This window comes from Actinomadura sp. NPDC049753, from assembly GCF_040674655.1.
In the GTDB taxonomy this organism is placed as follows: Bacteria; Actinomycetota; Actinomycetes; order Streptosporangiales; family Streptosporangiaceae; genus Spirillospora; species Spirillospora verrucosospora.
In genome coordinates, this window is sequence record NZ_JBFARL010000042.1 from 31898 (window position 1) to 46662 (window position 14765).

The following is a 14765-nucleotide window of genomic DNA, read 5'->3' on the forward strand; positions in this document are numbered from 1 at the left end:
CGGAGGCGGAAACCCCCGGCCGGCTCACACGGTCGCCATGTCCTCGAACATGCCGCGCAGGATGAGGAGGCCCCTGGTCAGGGTCTCCCGGTCCGTGGCGAACGACAGCCGGACCGAGCCCTCACCGCCGAACTCGCTTCCCGGGCGGATCGCCACCCCGCGCTCGCGGGCGTTCGCGGCCACCTGCACCGACGTCAGCCGCGGGCCGTGCCCGACGAACGCGTAGAACGTGCCGTCGGGGGCCCGCAGCCGGGTGCCGGGCACGCCGTCGAGCAGCCGCATCACCAGCTCGCGGCGCGCCCTGTACTCGTCCAGCATCCGCCGGACGGGCTCCTGGGGCCCGGTGAGAGCCGCCAGCGCCGCATGCTGCACCGCGGTGTTGAGGGGGCCGGCCATGCGGGTGTGCACCACCGCGGCCGCGGCGACCACGTCGGGCGGCGCGACCAGGTATCCGATGCGCCAGCCCGTCATCGCGTACGTCTTGGAGAACGTCTGGACGTACAGCACCCGCTCGGCGAGGCCGGGGACGTCCAGGACGGAGGTGAACCGCCGGGGGTCGTAGACGATCTGGTCGTACGCCTCGTCGGCCAGGACCAGCAGGCCGTGCCGCTCTGCGATGTCCCGCAGCCCCTCCAGCTCCTCCGCCGAGTACACGACGCCGGTCGGGTTGCACGGGTTGCAGATCGCGACCATCCGGGCGCCGGGAGCGGCCGCGGCCACCGCGTCCAGGTCCAGGTGCAGGTCGTCGCGCTGCGGCACGAGGACGGGCTCGCCCCCGGCCATCCGCACCAGGTCGGCGTAGAGGGAGTAGGTCGGGACGGGGATGACGACCCGGTCGCCGGGGTCGACGCAGGCGAGGATCGCCGCGGCCAGGGCTCCGCTGCCGCCGTGGGCGACGAGGACGTGGTCCGCCGCCCGCCCCGGCCGGCCGGGGCCGCCGGCCTGCCGGGCGAGGGCCTCCCGAAGGTCGGGGGCGCCGTTCCAGGCCGCGTAGTGGGTGGCGCCCGCCTCGACCGCGGCGGCGTGCGCCGTGCGGATGTGTTCGGGGGTCGCGAAGTCCGGCTCGCCCGACGCCAGGGAGATCACGTCCGCCGGCGGGCGGGTGGAGGGCCGCAGGGAGTGCCGGAGGACCTCCTGCACGCGGTCCGATGAGGTGAAGACGGTCACGGATGCTCCTGCTGGCTCGTTGCCGGCGTTTCCGGTGAGGTGGGGGAGAGGTCGCCGTAGATGTCGGGCCGCCGCTCGCGGGCGACGTCCACGACGCGGCGGGCGTCGGCCAGAGGCCGGCGGTGGAGGCGGGCGCGGACGACGGGATCCCGCGTACCGTGGGCGCCGGTGAGAATCTGGCCGGTGGGCCCGGCGACCACGCTGCGGCCGGCGAAGTCCGCGCCGTACTCGCTGCCCAGACGGTTGGCGAGCACGTAGTACGCGGTGCTCTCCCACGCGCGCGTCACCGCGCGGTGGGCGAGGATGTCCGCGGGGACGCCCGGGTCGGGGGCGTAGGCGAAGACGCACACCAGGATCTCGGCGCCGGCCACGACCTGCCGGCGCGTGGCCTCGGGGAACCGGGAGTCGTGGCAGACCGACAGCCCGACGCGCCCGAGGCCGGTGTCCAGGACGTCGAACCGGCGCCCGGGGCTGAAGTACTTCGGCTCCTGGTCCCACAGGTGCACCTTGCGGTGCGCGCCGATGGTCTCGCCGTCCGGGCCGATGAGGAGGAGCGTGTTGTACAGCTCCTCGCCGCCCCCGCGTTCGGCCAGGCCGGCGATGACGTGGGTTCCGGTCTCGCGTGCGGCGCGGCCGAGCGCCTCGGTGGTGCGGCCGGGAATGGTGTCGCCCGCGGCGGCCAGCCGGCGCCGGAAGTCGTCGCTGTAGTCCGGCGGGAGGTAGCCGGTGGTGGCCAGTTCGGGGAAGACGACGAGGTCGGTGGGCCGGCCGGCCGCCTCCGCCCGCACGGCGGCGGCCATGGCCTCCAGGTTGCCGGCCGGGTCGAGCGGGCGCGGATCGAACTGGACGATCGCGACGTCGACGTGGTCCTTCATGCCGTGCCGCCTTTCACAGGATCGTCGAGAGGAACCCGCGGGTCCTCTCGTGCAGGGGGTCGGCGATCACGTCGCGGGCGGGGCCGACCTCGACGACGCGGCCCTGGTCCATGAAGACGAGGCTGTCGCCGGCCTCGCGGGCGAACCCGGTCTCGTGGGTGACGACGATCATCGTCATGCCGGTGCGGGCGAGGTCGCGGATCACCGCGAGGACCTCGCCGACGAGTTCGGGGTCCAGCGCGGAGGTGGGCTCGTCGAACAGCATCACCTTGGGGTCCATCGCGAGGGCGCGCGCGATCGCCACGCGCTGCTGCTGCCCTCCGGAGAGCTGCCGGGGATAGCTGCCGGCCTTGCCGGCCAGCCCCACGTCGGCGAGGAGCCTCCTGCCGGTGGCCTCCGCGTCGGCCGGCCTGACCCCCTTCACGCGGATCTGGGCGGCGGTGACGTTCTCCAGCACGGTCATGTGCGGGAAGAGGTTGAAGTGCTGGAAGACCATGCCGATCTGGGACCGCTGGCGGCAGACCTCCCTGCCGCCGAGATGCTGGAGGCGTCCGCCCCTCCCCTCGCGGTAGCCGACGAGTTCCCCGTCGACCCGGATGCGTCCGGCGTCGATCGTCTCCAGGTTGTGGATGCAGCGCAGGAAGGTGCTCTTCCCGGACCCGGACGGTCCCATCACGCAGACCGTCTCGCCGCGCTCGACCGTCAGCGACACGCCGTTGAGGACCGGCGTGGCGCCGTAGGACTTGTGCACGTTGTCGGCGCGCACCATCGGTTGCTCCATGGCGGCCCTCCTCCTAGAGCTTCCGCAGAATGGGCATGCGCCGCTTGAGGGCGGCGAAGCGGTCGACGCCGTCGTCGAGGTGACCGCGTGAGAAGTACCGCTCCACGTAGCGCTGGCCGATCGAGAGGACGGTGACGAGGACGAGGTACCAGATCGAGGCGACGATGAGCAGGGGGATCGTGCCGAAGGTGCGGTTGTAGATGGTCTGGGCGGAGTGCAGGAGTTCGGGCACCGCGATGACGCTCGCGAGGGCCGAGTACTTGAGCATGGCGATGATCTGGTTGCCGGTGGGCGGGACGATCGCCCGCATCGCCTGCGGGAGCACGATGCGCCGGACGACCTGGACGGGGGTGAAGCCGAGCGCCTTGGCGGCGACGGTCTGCCCCCGGTCGACCGAGAGGATGCCCGCGCGGACGATCTCGGCGTAGTACGCCGCCTCGTTGAGGCTCAGCCCGATCACGGCCGCGGTGAAGGACGTCATCACCCGGTTGCTGTCGACGGAGGCGAACTCCGGGCCCCCGAAGGGGATCCCCAGCTTGAAGTGCGGGTAGAGGGTCGCGATGTTGTACCAGAAGATCAGCTGGACCAGGACGGGCGTGCCCCGGAAGAACCAGACGTAGGCGCTTGAGGCGAGGTAGGCCGCCGAGTTGTTCGACAGGCGCATCACGCCGAGGACGATCCCCAGCGCGATGGCGATGAGCATCGACAGGGCGACGAGCTGCGCCGTGACGGCGGTGCCCCTGAGGATCTCGGGCGCGAAGAGGTACTGGCCGACGACGTCCCATTCGAACCCGGGGTTGGTGAACAGGGCGTGGGTCAGCCACACCGCCACGAAGGCCACGAGGAGCCAGGCGATCCAGTTGCCCGGCTCCCGGGCGCGGCCGGCCTCGACCGGCGTCGCCTCGCTCGGATCGGGGGGCGGGACGACCTCGTGGGCGCGGGGGCGCTTCGGCCGCCCGCCGCCGGAGGCCGATGGCCGCGCGACGTCAGGACCCTGTTTCATTGCGGATCTCGCTCGTCTTGAGGGCCTGGTCGGTGACCTTCCACTTCTCGAGGATCCTCTGGTACGTGCCGTCGTTCATCAGGGACAGCAGTGCCGCCTGCACGGCCTTTCCGACTTCGGGCTGCTTCTTGGAGTACGCGATTCCCGAGAGGGTGCGCGAGCCGGGGATCGTCTCCTTGCCCATCACCAGGCCGTTGCCCGACGTGGCCGCCACGTACTCGCCCACCGCGCGGTTGGTGAGGAAGACGCCGCGCTTGTTGCCCACGGCGAGGATCGTGGCCGCGCTCTTGTCGAAGACGTGGATCGTCATCTTGGGCTTGCCCTTGGCGACGCATTCCTTCTCGGAATACTGCCGGGTGAAGTCGAGCGGCCCGGTCCCCTGGGTGCCCACGAAGGTCTTCCCGCACATGTCGCCCGGGGTGACCTGGGGGGAGTAGTCCTTGTGCTGGATGATGCCCAGCGTGTTCTGGATGTAGTCGACGAAGTTCACCGCCCGGAGCCGTTCGGGCGTGGTGACGAGCTGGCTGACCGCCACGTCGTAGCGGCCGTTCTGCACGCTGGGGATGATGGTGTCGGCGCCCAGGTCGGCGATGCTGGTCTTCAGGCCGAGCTTCCTGCCGATCGCCTGGACCATGAGGACGTCGATGCCCGTGGTCTGCCCGCTGTCGTCCTTGTAGGAGAACGGCGGCCAGTCGAGTTCGCTCGCCACCTTCAGGGTGCCGGACTTCTTCATCGCCTCCGGCAGTTCGGCCTGCGCCTTCCTGTCGACGGCTATCGCGTCGATCTTGAGGGCCGCCCCGGTGTCGGGTCCCTCGCCGTCCTCGGCGGAGGTGACCCCGCAGGCCGTCAGGGCCACCGCCGCCGAGACGGCCAGGAGCAGCGCGCGGTCACTTCGTCGAGCGTGTCGCAGTACGTTCATGGGGTCCTCGTTCGGGTGGTGCCGTGTCCGTGGGGCCCGCGGTAGGTGGACGGCTCGGGCATGGTCCAGCCGTCCAGCAGGGCCGGGTCGAGGTCGAAGATCTCGATGTGCAGGGGGCGGCAGTGCTCGGTGGTGTCCTGCGCGCCCGGTCCCCAGCGGGGCTGGGAGAGGTCGCCGCCGCGGCAGTTCGACAGCGCGCACAGCAGGGGGATCTCGGCCAGGAACTCGATGTGGTCGCCGGCCTTCGCGGGGGACGCCGCGGTGTAGTACTTGCCGTCGACCAGCCCCGTCAGCTGGAAGACGTTCAGCACGTCGTGCACGTCCGTCTCGTCCAGCCCGAACGGCTCCACGGCGGAGACGAGGTTCGTGTGGCAGTGGTCGTCCACGTCCTCGCCGGTCAGCAGCTTCTTCATGTGGGGGTCGCAGCGGGAGCCGAGCAGGTCGTGGCAGCCGCCGCCGTACTCGTCGACGCCGTAGGCGACGCTGTCGCCGGTGATCGTCAGCATCGGCCGCAGGTAGGGCAGGCAGGACCACAGGCGGTCGCCGGTCGTGACGTGGGTCCCCTGGATCTGGCGGGTCCGGGCGGCCCAGAAGCGCTCGCGCGGGTCGCCGGCGTTCCAGAAGTTGAAGTCGCCGACCTGCGGGCCTTCGGGCGTCGACACCCGGCAGACCTGGCCCGCCTCGACGCGCCACGCCTTCCCCGTGCGGATGGGGAGGGTGAACTCCTCGACGAGGGTCCGGCGGTCGGTCGCCTCGCCGATCGCCTCGTACATCGCGGTGTCGGTGTATCTGCTCGGGAGGATCCCGGCCGGATAGATCGGCTCGGGGCGCTGGGAGGTGGTCATTCGCCGTCTCCGCTCGTGATGGTCATGACGAGATTGCCCATGTCGTCGACCCGGACGGATCCGGAGGGGCCGACGACGACCGTCGACTCGGTCTCCTCGATCAGCGCGGGCCCGGCGACGGTGCTGCCCGGGGCGAGGTCGACGCGGCGGTACACCGGTGTGTCGGTGTAGTCGCCGAGTTCCGCGAAGTACGCGGGGCGGGTGCCGAGGGGGGCCGCGGAGTGCGCGGCGGCGCCGGTGGCGAGTTCCACGGTCTTCACCACAGGCGAGGAGAGCGCGCGCAGCCGCCAGGAGATGACCTGGGCGGGCATGCCCTTGAGGACCCGGTCGAACCGGGTGCGGTACTCGGTCTCGAAGGCTTCGACCAGGCCGGCCGTGTCGTGGCCGCGGACGACGTCGAGCGGGAGCGGCACCGTCAGCTCGTATCCCTGGCCCACGTACCGCATGTCGGCCGCGGCCTCCAGCCTGACGTCCGCGGGGTCGACGTCCGCCTCGTCGAGCTGTGCGCGCGCCTGGCCCTCCAGGTCCTTCAGGACGGCGTCCACGGCGTCCCAGTCCGGTTCGTCGAGGGGGACGACCAGCGACGTCGTGCACTCGACGGCACGGGGCGCCACCAGCATCCCGATCGCGGACGCGACGCCGGCGCCGCGCGGGAAGACGACCTCACCGATGTGCAGGAGGCGGGCGACGTCGTAGGCGTGCACGGGCCCGGCCCCGCCGAAGGCGACCATCCGGTAGCGGCGCGGGTCGCGCCCCTGCTCGGAGATGTAGAGGCGGGCCGCGGTCGCCATGGCGTTGTTGACGACGTCGGCGATGCCGGCGGCCGTGGTGCGCCTGTCGGTGCGCAGGCGGGCGGCCAGCAGGTCCAGGGCCTGACCCGCGGCGGCGGTGTCCAGGGTCATGGCGCCGCCGAGGAAGCTGTCCGGTGCGAGGTGGCCGAGCTCCAGGTCCGCGTCGGTGACGGTGGGCTCGGTGCCGCCCTTGCCGTAGCAGGCGGGGCCGGGGACGGCGCCGGAACTGCGCGGGCCGACCTTGAGCAGCCCGAGGTCGTCGACCCAGGCGATGCTGCCGCCGCCGGCGCCGATCTCGATGAGGTCGACGGTCGGCACCCGGACGGGGAACCCGCTGCCCCGCTTGAAGCGGTGGGCGCGGGCCACCTCCATCAGGTGGGTGCGCGCGGGCGCGCCGTCGTGGACCAGGGAGACCTTCGCGGTCGTGCCGCCCATGTCGAACGCGACGACGTCCTTGAACCCGCAGGTCGTGGCCATGTGGGCGGCGGCCATGGCGCCGGCGGCCGGTCCGGACTCGACCAGGGCGATCGGGCGCTCGGAGGCGGCGCGGGCCGTGGTGATGCCGCCGTCGGACAGCATGATCATCGGCGGGGTGCCGAGCCGGTCGGCGAGCCGTCGCAGGTACCGGGTGGCCAGCGGCTGCACGAAGGCGTTGGCGGCGGCGGTGGAGAACCGCTCGTACTCCCGGATCTCTGGCGCCACGTCGGCGGAGGCGCAGACCGTGAGCTCGGGGAACGCCTCCCGCAGGATCTCGACCGCGCGCCGCTCGTGCACCCCGTTGCGGTAGGAGTTGATGAACCCGACGGCGACCGCCTGCACGCCCTGGTCGAGGAGCCGGCGGCCGGCCTCGCGCACCGCGTCCTCGTCGAGCGGCTCGACCTCGGAGCCGTCGGTCCCGATCCGCCCGTCCACCGTCAGCCTCAGGTGCCGGGGCACCAGCGCCTCGGCGCGGCGCAGGAAGAGGTCGAAGGTGTCGTAGCGCAGCTCGTTGGCGATCTCGAGGACGTCGCGCCACCCGGTGGTGGTGATCAGTCCGGTCGGCGCGCCGCGGCGCTCGATCAGGGCGTTGGTGACGAGGGTGGTGCCGTGCACGACGAGCGGGGCCCCGCCGAGGGCGTTCAGGCCGTCGATGATGGCGTCGGTCGGGTCGTCCGGTGTGGTGGGGAGCTTGTGCACCTCCACCACGCCGCGGACGGGGTCGTGGACGGCGACGTCGGTGAAGGTTCCGCCGACGTCGACACCGGCGATTCTGGGGACCTGGATGTCGTTCACAGTCCGTAGACCTCCCGGGCGGCGGTCTCCGAGACGAGTCCGGCGTGGACGTCGGCCCGGACCGCGTCGCGGTCGCGCTCGGCCGGGTCGCCGTAGCCGCCGCCGCCCGGATAGTCGATGGTGATCCGGTCTCCCGGACGGATCCTGCTGCGTCCCTTGAGCGGGAAGCCGTCGCCGCGGCCGTTGACCGTCACCCGGGAGGCCCCGCCCGCGTGGCCGCCGAGGATGCCCTCGGGGCGGTTGCGGACGTGCTCCACGAAGAGGGACAGCGTGCACTCGCCGGGGGCGAGCAGCTCGATCTCGACGTTCTGCCCGAGTCCGCCGCGGTACTTCCCCGCCCCGCCGGAGTCGGGGAGGAGCTCCTTGCGCCGGATCCGCAGCGGAGCGGTGGCTTCCAGGGCCTCCATGGACCCGGCCTCGATGTTCGAGGGGAAGCACGTCGTCGACAGGCCGTCGGCGACCGGGCGGGCCCCCATGCCGCCGTTGATGAACGGGATGGCGGTGAACTGCCTCCCGGACTCGTCGCGCGGGCCCGAGATCACGGCGCGCAGCGACGGTGCGCTGCCCGACTCGGCGATCACCCGGTCGGGGATGACGGGGGCCAGGGCCTTGTAGAGGGTGATGGCCAGGCAGTGGCCGACGAGCTGGCGGGCGTTGACCGGCGCGGGGTAGCGCGGGTTGAGGATCGAGCCCTCGGGGGCCGAGACGGTGATGCAGCGGTAGGAGCCTTCGGCGCGCGGGGTGTTCGGGTCGAGCACGCACTTGAGCGGATAGCAGGTGTACGCGTCGGTGTAGGGCTTGACCACGTTGAGCGCTCGCGTCACCTCGGGCGAGGTGCCGGTGTAGTCGACCGTCATGGCGTCGCCCCGGACGGTGACGGCGACCTCCAGATGGACGGCCTCCCCGTCCATCGTCCCGTCGAGGTCGTGGCCGGCGCGGTAGGTCCCGTCGGGGATCGCGGACACGGCCCGGCGCATCGACCGCTCGGAGAGCCGGCAGATCTCGCCGGAGATCTCGTCGAGGGAGCCGATGCCGGTCTCGCCGGCGAACTCGACCAGGCGCTGGGCGGCGGTTCTGCCGGCGGTGACCTGCGCCATCAGGTCCCCCACCACCTCGACCGGCATGCGCAGGTTCGCCCGCAGGAGCCTCAGCAGGGTCTCGTTGAGTTCGCCCTGCTCGATGAGCAGCATCGGCGGGATGAACATGCCCTCCTCGTAGACCGAGCGGGTGTCGGCGGACCAGAGGGCGCCGCTGATGTCGGCCATGTGGGCGATGCTGCCGGTCCAGCCGAGGAGGCGGCCCTCCCGGAAGACCGGGGCGATCACCGTCACGTCGGGCAGGTGCCCGGAGGTGATCCAGGGGTTGTTCGTGCAGGCGACATCGCCGGGCCGCCACTGGTCGGCGGGGCGCCAGGCGAGCATCTCCGCGAGGGTCACGCCCATCGTCATGTTGAAGCTCGGGATGCCGATGGTGTTCTCGGCGATCGCGTTGCCGCGGGCGTCGAAGACGACGCAGGCGAAGTCGTTGGACTCCGTGACGATGGGCGAGAAGGCCGTCCGCTTCAGGGTCGTCGCGGCCTCGTCGGCGATGGCGATCAGCCGGCTCCAGAGGATCTCCAGTGTGATCGGGTCGATGCGCGCAGAGGGCGCCAGCTCCTCGTCGGCGGCGCCGATGTCGACTGCGGTCATAGCCCACTCCCTCCGTTGACCTGGGTAAAGGTGGGTGGCCCTATGGTTGGCGCGCCCTCGGCGCGCTGTCAACTATTCTGGCGAACAATTTTGTGCACCCAGATTGTTGACAATCTGTCGGGCGCCTCACATGCTGAAGGCGGCCCGCCACCTGAGGCGCCCCCGCCGCCCCGAAGCGTCCTCCCGGGCCGGCGGGCGAGGAGCCCCCAGAGATGAGGTAGAGCATGTCCACACGTCCACCGGAGAGCCCGGCATCACTCTTGGTCGTCAGCGCCCACGCCGGCGACTTCGTCTGGCGCGCGGGAGGCGCGATCGCGCTGGCCGCCGAACGGGGCGAGAGAGCCACCGTCGTCTGCCTGAGTTACGGCGAGCGCGGGGAGTCCGCCCGCGCCTGGCGCGAGGGCAGGCAGCTGGCCGAGATCAAGGAGATCCGGCGCGCCGAGGCCGAGAACGCCGCGAAGGCCCTCGGCGCGGAGGTCGTCTTCCTCGACGCCGGCGACTACCCCCTGCGGGAGACCCCCGAGCTGGTCGACCGCCTCGTCCGCGTCTACCGCGACGTGGCCCCGAGCGTCGTCCTGACCCACACGCTCGCGGACCCCTACAACGGCGACCACCCGGCCGCCGCCCGCATGGCCCTGCAAGCACGCGTGCTCGCCCAGGCGATCGGGTACGACGCTCCGGGCGACCCGCTCGGCGCCCCGCCGGTGTTCTGCTTCGAACCGCACCAGCCCGAGATGTGCGAGTTCCGTCCCGACGTCCTGCTCGACATCACGTCCACGTTCGAGCGCAAGCGCGCCGCGATGGAGTGCCTGCCCGCCCAGCAGCACATGTGGGACTACTACACCGATCTGGCCCGGCGGCGCGGCGTGCAGCTGAAGCGGAACGCGGGGCCGAACCTCGGCCTGCCGCACGCCACGATGGGCGAGGCCTACACGCGCCTCTACCCGCAGGTCACGGGGGTGCTGGCATGAGCGGCGGCCGGATCCGGGAGGAGTCCTGATGGAGAAGGTGATCGTCACCGACGTGCCGCGCGCCCCGCTGGACCGGGTCGACGCGCTGGCCGCTCACGGCGTGGCCACCGTCCACGAGGCGCTGGGCCGCGCCGGATACCTCGGGCCGGGCATCCGGCCGGTCCACCTCGGCTCGCGCATCGGCGGGACGGCCGTCACCGCGCTGTGCTGGCCCGGCGACAACCTCATGATCCACGCCGCGGTCGAGCAGTGCCGCCTCGGCGACGTCCTGGTCGTCGCGACGACCTCGCACTGCGCGGACGGCCTGTTCGGCGAGCTCTTCGCCACCGCCCTGATGAAGCGGGGGGTGCGCGGACTGGTCACCGCGACCGGGGTCCGCGACGTCGACGACCTGCACCGCCTCGGCTTCCCCGTGTGGTCCGCCGCGGTCAGCGCCCAGGGATCCGTCAAGGCCACCGCCGGATGCGTCAACACGCCCGTCGTCATCGGCGGGCAGACGATCCGCCCGGGGGACGCCGTCCTGGCCGACGACGACGGAGTGGTGTGCGTCCCCCGGACCGCGGTCGACCGGGCGCTCGCGGCGTCCCGGGCTCGCGCGGAGAAGGAGGAGGCCACACGCGCCGCCTTCCGGGAGGGCGAACTCGGCCTGGACCGGTACGGGTTGCGGGCCACGCTCGTCCGGCTCGGCGTTCGTTATGTCACCGCCCAGGAGTACGCCGCGGAGCGCGCGGCCGAGGACCGCGTGACGGGGAGCGCCTCGTGACGGCCGGAACGGCGGACGGCGGCGTGCCCTGCATGCTGCTGCGCGGGGGCACGTCGAAGGGCGCGTACTTCCTCGCCGGCGACCTTCCCGGCGACCCCGCCGAACGGGACGATCTGCTGCTGCGCGTCATGGGCGCCCCCGACCCCCGGCAGATCGACGGGCTGGGCGGGGCGACGTCCCTGACCAGCAAGGTCGCGGTCGTCTCGCGCTCCACCCGTCCCGGCGTCGACGTCGACTACCTCTTCCTCCAGGTGGGCGTGGACGAGGCCGTGGTCAGCGACCGGCAGAACTGCGGCAACCTCCTGGCCGGGGTGGGGCAGTTCGCCGTGGAGCGGGGGCTCGTTCCGGCCGGCGACCCGGAGACCGTGGTGCGCGTCCGCATGGTCAACTCCGGCAGCGTGGCCCGCACGCGCTTCCCCACTCCGGGAGGCGTCGTGCGGTACGCCGGCGGCACCGCCATCGCCGGCGTCCCGGGGACGGCGGCGCCGGTGGTGCTGGAGTTCGCCGACACCGTCGGGTCGGCGACCGGCCGGCTGCTCCCCACGGGCCGCGTGCGGGACGTGGTCGACGGGGTTCCCGTCACCTGCGTCGACAACGGCATGCCGGTGGTCGTCGCCGCCGCCGCGTCGTTCGGCCTGAGCGGCCACGAGTCCCACGGTGAACTGGCCGCCGACCGGCGGCTGCTGGACCGCGTCGACCGGTTGCGGATCCGGGCCGGTGCGCTGATGGGGCTGGGGGACGTCACCGCGTCGTCCGTCCCGAAGACCACGCTCGTGGCCGAGCCGAGGGACGGCGGCATGCTCGCCACCCGGACCTTCATCCCCGTCGACCCGCACACCGCGATCGGCGTGCTGGGCGCCATCTCCGCCGTGACCGCCGTGCGCCTGCCCGGCGCCGTCGGCCATGACCTCACCGCGTCCTGGCCGGCCGGCGGCACCCGCGTGGACGTCGAGCACCCGACGGGGCACCTGGTGGTCGAGGTGGACGTCGACCCGGCCGCCGAGCCGCCGGCGGTGCGGCGCAGCGGCGTGGTGCGGACGGCGCGCAAGCTGTTCGACGGGACGGCGTTCCCCCGCGGCTGAGGAGCCCGGCCGCCGGCGGGCCTCACTCGGCCGGGAGCGGTCCCAGCGCCAGCTCGTCGCCCTCGCCGAGGGCCCTGATCACATCGAGGACGTGCTCGCGCATGGCCGCCTCGGCGGCCTCGGCGTCCCCGCCGGCGACGGTCGTGATGATCCGCAGATGCTGGGGCAGTGACTCCGCCGGCCGTCCGGGGCGCAGGGCCAGCCGGAAGCGGTGCCGGACCAGTTGCGCGTGCATGCCCTCGAGCATCTCCATCGCGACCGGCTGGGCCGCGATCTCCCGGATCCGGGCGTGCAGCCGCTCGTTCAGCTGCGAGTACCGGAGCGGATCCCCGTCCCGGACGGCCGCCTCCATGCTCGCGCCGATCGTGCGCAGCTCCTCGGCCTCGTCCTCGGTGACGTTCTCCGCGGCCTTGCGCGCGCACAGGCCCTCCAGCACCATGCGGCACTCGTACATCGCGATCGCCTCGGCGACGCCGATCACGCGGACCCGGGCGCCGCGGTTCTTGATCCGCTCGACGAGCCTCTCGGCGGTGAGCTCCACCAGCGCCGTGCGCACGGCCGACCGCTTCACCTGGAGCAGTTCGGCGAGATCGCCCTCCACCAGCCGCTGCCCCGGGGCCATCTCGCCCGCGAGGATCAGCGCGCGCAGCCGGTCCGCCGGGCTCTGGTCGCCGGCGGCGGGGCCGCTTCCTCGGGACACCACGGGGACTCTCCCTCCGGATGCCCGCCGTGTCTCGACGGGCGCCTATATTCGCAACAATATTAGCGCCATTCTCCGTGGCGCCGAGGGCGCGGGGAAGGTTCGCGCCGCGGCCCGGGGCGCCCGGTCCGCAGGGTCAGCGCACGGCCAGGCCGTCCACCTCGGCCGCGAAGAGCTCCGCCGGGTCGAAGCCCATTCCGGCGAAATGGCCCGCGAGCTCCAGGGACAGGACGCCGTGGCAGCGGGTCCAGAAGGTCAGGGCGCGGCGCAGGGCCGCCGGCGGGGCTGGATGGCCGCGCGCCCAGTCGCGGTGGCCCTCCAGATGCGCGTCGAACGGCGTGGCGGGCTCCTCTTCGGAAGGCGCCGCGCAGGCGTCGAGCAGGATCGCCATGATCTCGTCGGAGACGGCCGTCGTGTCGTCCGGCGCGTGGTAGCCGGGCACGGGGGTGCCGTAGACGAGGAAGTACCGGTGCGGGTCGGCGAGGGCCCAGCCGCGCACGGCGTGCGCGAGGCCCGCCAGGCCGGCACCCGTCCCGGACGCGGAGCGGAGCGTGTCGGCGAGGCTGCGGTAGGCGTCCCGGACGAGTTCGGTGATCAGCTCGTCGCGCCCGGCGTAGTAGCGGTAGAGCGCGGGCCCGCTCATGCCCATCCGCTTGGCGATCGCGTTGAGGGAGAGCGCGGACGCGCCCGCCGCGGCGATCTGCTCCCACGCGCGTTCCTTGATCTCCGCACGCACCTGCGCCCGGTAGCGCTCGCGCGGGCTCCCGGTGTCCGGCTCCGCCATGACGGGCCTCCTCTCCGCCGACGAAGCTACACCGCCAAGAATTAGTTAGAAGGTATCACCGAAGCCGTTGACGTCGCCCGGTCTCGCTGGTTATAACTTCTAACGAAGGTAAATACTTCTATCGAAGGGAACGCCATGTTCCGCAATCGCACCTCGGGCCCGTCGGGCCTGCGCCTCCGTCCCGGCAAGCGGATGCGCACGACCGCGCTCTCGCTCTCGCTCGCCGCAGGCGTGCTCGCGGGCGCGGTCCCGGCCGCGCACGCCGCTCCGGCCGACCGCGGCGGCCGGTCGCAGTGCCGGGGCGGGGGCGTCGATCCCGCCGCCCTCGTCCGCTACCGGAGCGACATCCTGATCAAGGCGCCGCTGAGCACCGTCTTCGGGCTCCAGACGGACGTGGAGCGCTGGCCGGACTGGCAGGAGCCCGTCCTGTCCATGAAGCGCCTCGACCCGGGGCCCCTCCGCGAGGGGTCGCGATTCCGGTGGACCACGCCGGCGCCCCCCACCCCGACGACGCCCGCCACGACGCTGACCATCACCTCCACCGTCCGGCAGTTGCGGCCCGGAACCTGCGTCCTGTGGAGCGGGCCCGCGATCGGTGAGGGAGTCCGCATCGACGAGGGCGTCCACCTGTGGACCTTCACCAGGGTCAGGGGAGGCGTCCGCGTGCACACCGAGGAGACCTGGACCGGCGACCAGGTCGAAGCCGACGTTCCCCGGGCCACCGAGATCCTCGGCCAGGGGCTCCGGGCCTGGCTGGCCGACCTGAAGGCCGCCGCCGAGGCCCGCGCCGGCCACCGCCGGTGACGGCGCTACCGCGCGGCGAACTCGGTGGCGGCGCGCCCTGGACGGACGACCGGACCGCTGCGCTGAGCGTCCGTTTTGTGCCTGGGACGTAGTTCGGCGATGCTTGGGGAGTGTCAACGGAGACTCTGAACAGCGCCGCCGAGCTGCGCGCCTTCCTGCACGGTCTGCCCGGGGTGGACCGGGTGGGGGCCGAGGAGCGGGCGGCGCGGCTGGCCACGCGGTCGGTCAAGACGTCGGCGAAGGCGGCGGCGATCGATCTGGCGATCTCGATGGTGGATCTGACCACGCTGGAGGGTGCGGACACGGCGGGGAAGGTGCGG

14 protein-coding genes and 1 pseudogene are annotated in these 14765 nt (G+C 72.7%); 5 read left to right on the plus strand and 10 right to left on the minus strand.

Annotated features, from left to right (window positions below):
* Nucleotides 1-24 precede the first annotated feature (24 nt).
* The 8 genes from AB0K37_RS14155 to AB0K37_RS14190 all read right to left on the minus strand — a co-directional run bounded on the left by AB0K37_RS14155 (nt 25) and on the right by AB0K37_RS14190 (nt 9341).
* Nucleotides 25-1167: an aminotransferase class I/II-fold pyridoxal phosphate-dependent enzyme gene (locus tag AB0K37_RS14155; protein WP_363979861.1), complete on the minus strand. Its 1143-nt coding sequence runs from the start codon at nt 1165-1167 to the stop codon at nt 25-27.
* Nucleotides 1164-2042 (minus strand): carbon-nitrogen hydrolase family protein, encoded by an 879-nt coding sequence (locus tag AB0K37_RS14160; RefSeq protein WP_363979864.1) that lies wholly within the window; start codon nt 2040-2042, stop codon nt 1164-1166. The genes AB0K37_RS14155 and AB0K37_RS14160 overlap by 4 nt, the downstream gene beginning before the upstream one ends.
* Before the next feature lie 13 nt (nt 2043-2055).
* Nucleotides 2056-2823 (minus strand): amino acid ABC transporter ATP-binding protein, encoded by a 768-nt coding sequence (locus AB0K37_RS14165; protein ID WP_363979867.1) that lies wholly within the window; start codon nt 2821-2823, stop codon nt 2056-2058.
* Between the two features lie 13 nt (nt 2824-2836).
* Nucleotides 2837-3826, minus strand: coding sequence for an amino acid ABC transporter permease (locus AB0K37_RS14170; protein WP_363979870.1), 990 nt, complete (start codon nt 3824-3826; stop codon nt 2837-2839).
* Nucleotides 3810-4745 carry a transporter substrate-binding domain-containing protein gene (locus AB0K37_RS14175; RefSeq protein WP_363979873.1) on the minus strand — a complete coding sequence of 312 codons (936 nt, stop codon included), beginning with the start codon at nt 4743-4745 and terminating at the stop codon, nt 3810-3812. The genes AB0K37_RS14170 and AB0K37_RS14175 overlap by 17 nt, the downstream gene beginning before the upstream one ends.
* Entirely contained in the window at nt 4742-5518 is a 777-nt protein-coding gene (locus AB0K37_RS14180) for an urea carboxylase-associated family protein (protein WP_363979899.1), read from the minus strand. The genes AB0K37_RS14175 and AB0K37_RS14180 overlap by 4 nt, the downstream gene beginning before the upstream one ends.
* Nucleotides 5519-5586: 68 nt before the next feature.
* Nucleotides 5587-7653, minus strand: coding sequence for a hydantoinase/oxoprolinase family protein (locus AB0K37_RS14185; protein WP_363979876.1), 2067 nt, complete (start codon nt 7651-7653; stop codon nt 5587-5589).
* Nucleotides 7650-9341: a hydantoinase B/oxoprolinase family protein gene (locus AB0K37_RS14190; protein WP_363979879.1), complete on the minus strand. Its 1692-nt coding sequence runs from the start codon at nt 9339-9341 to the stop codon at nt 7650-7652. The genes AB0K37_RS14185 and AB0K37_RS14190 overlap by 4 nt, the downstream gene beginning before the upstream one ends.
* Nucleotides 9342-9565: 224 nt before the next feature.
* Here AB0K37_RS14190 and AB0K37_RS14195 point away from each other — a divergent pair, with 224 nt between their 5' ends.
* The 3 genes from AB0K37_RS14195 to AB0K37_RS14205 are packed head-to-tail and all read left to right on the plus strand — an operon-like array spanning nt 9566 to nt 12157.
* Nucleotides 9566-10312, plus strand: coding sequence for a PIG-L deacetylase family protein (locus AB0K37_RS14195; protein ID WP_363979882.1), 747 nt, complete (start codon nt 9566-9568; stop codon nt 10310-10312).
* A 28-nt stretch (nt 10313-10340) separates the two neighbouring features.
* The gene (locus AB0K37_RS14200) at nt 10341-11075 is read left to right on the plus strand and encodes a 4-carboxy-4-hydroxy-2-oxoadipate aldolase/oxaloacetate decarboxylase (protein ID WP_363979884.1); all 735 of its coding nucleotides are present in this window, start codon (nt 10341-10343) and stop codon (nt 11073-11075) included.
* Nucleotides 11072-12157, plus strand: coding sequence for a 4-oxalomesaconate tautomerase (locus tag AB0K37_RS14205; RefSeq protein WP_363979887.1), 1086 nt, complete (start codon nt 11072-11074; stop codon nt 12155-12157). The genes AB0K37_RS14200 and AB0K37_RS14205 overlap by 4 nt, the downstream gene beginning before the upstream one ends.
* Nucleotides 12158-12179: 22 nt before the next feature.
* On the opposite strand, the gene AB0K37_RS14210 is transcribed toward AB0K37_RS14205, so the two are convergent.
* Nucleotides 12180-12860 carry a GntR family transcriptional regulator gene (locus tag AB0K37_RS14210; protein WP_363979890.1) on the minus strand — a complete coding sequence of 227 codons (681 nt, stop codon included), beginning with the start codon at nt 12858-12860 and terminating at the stop codon, nt 12180-12182.
* Between the two features lie 133 nt (nt 12861-12993).
* Entirely contained in the window at nt 12994-13641 is a 648-nt protein-coding gene (locus tag AB0K37_RS14215) for a TetR/AcrR family transcriptional regulator (RefSeq protein ID WP_363979893.1), read from the minus strand.
* Between the two features lie 135 nt (nt 13642-13776).
* Here AB0K37_RS14215 and AB0K37_RS14220 point away from each other — a divergent pair, with 135 nt between their 5' ends.
* Together AB0K37_RS14220 and AB0K37_RS14225 are read left to right on the plus strand one after the other, a co-directional pair.
* Complete coding sequence (locus tag AB0K37_RS14220; RefSeq protein ID WP_363979896.1) at nt 13777-14445, plus strand: SRPBCC family protein; 669 nt, start codon at nt 13777-13779, stop codon at nt 14443-14445.
* Between the two features lie 110 nt (nt 14446-14555).
* Nucleotides 14556-14765 (plus strand): annotated as a pseudogene (locus AB0K37_RS14225) (deoxyribose-phosphate aldolase); the annotation flags it as partial.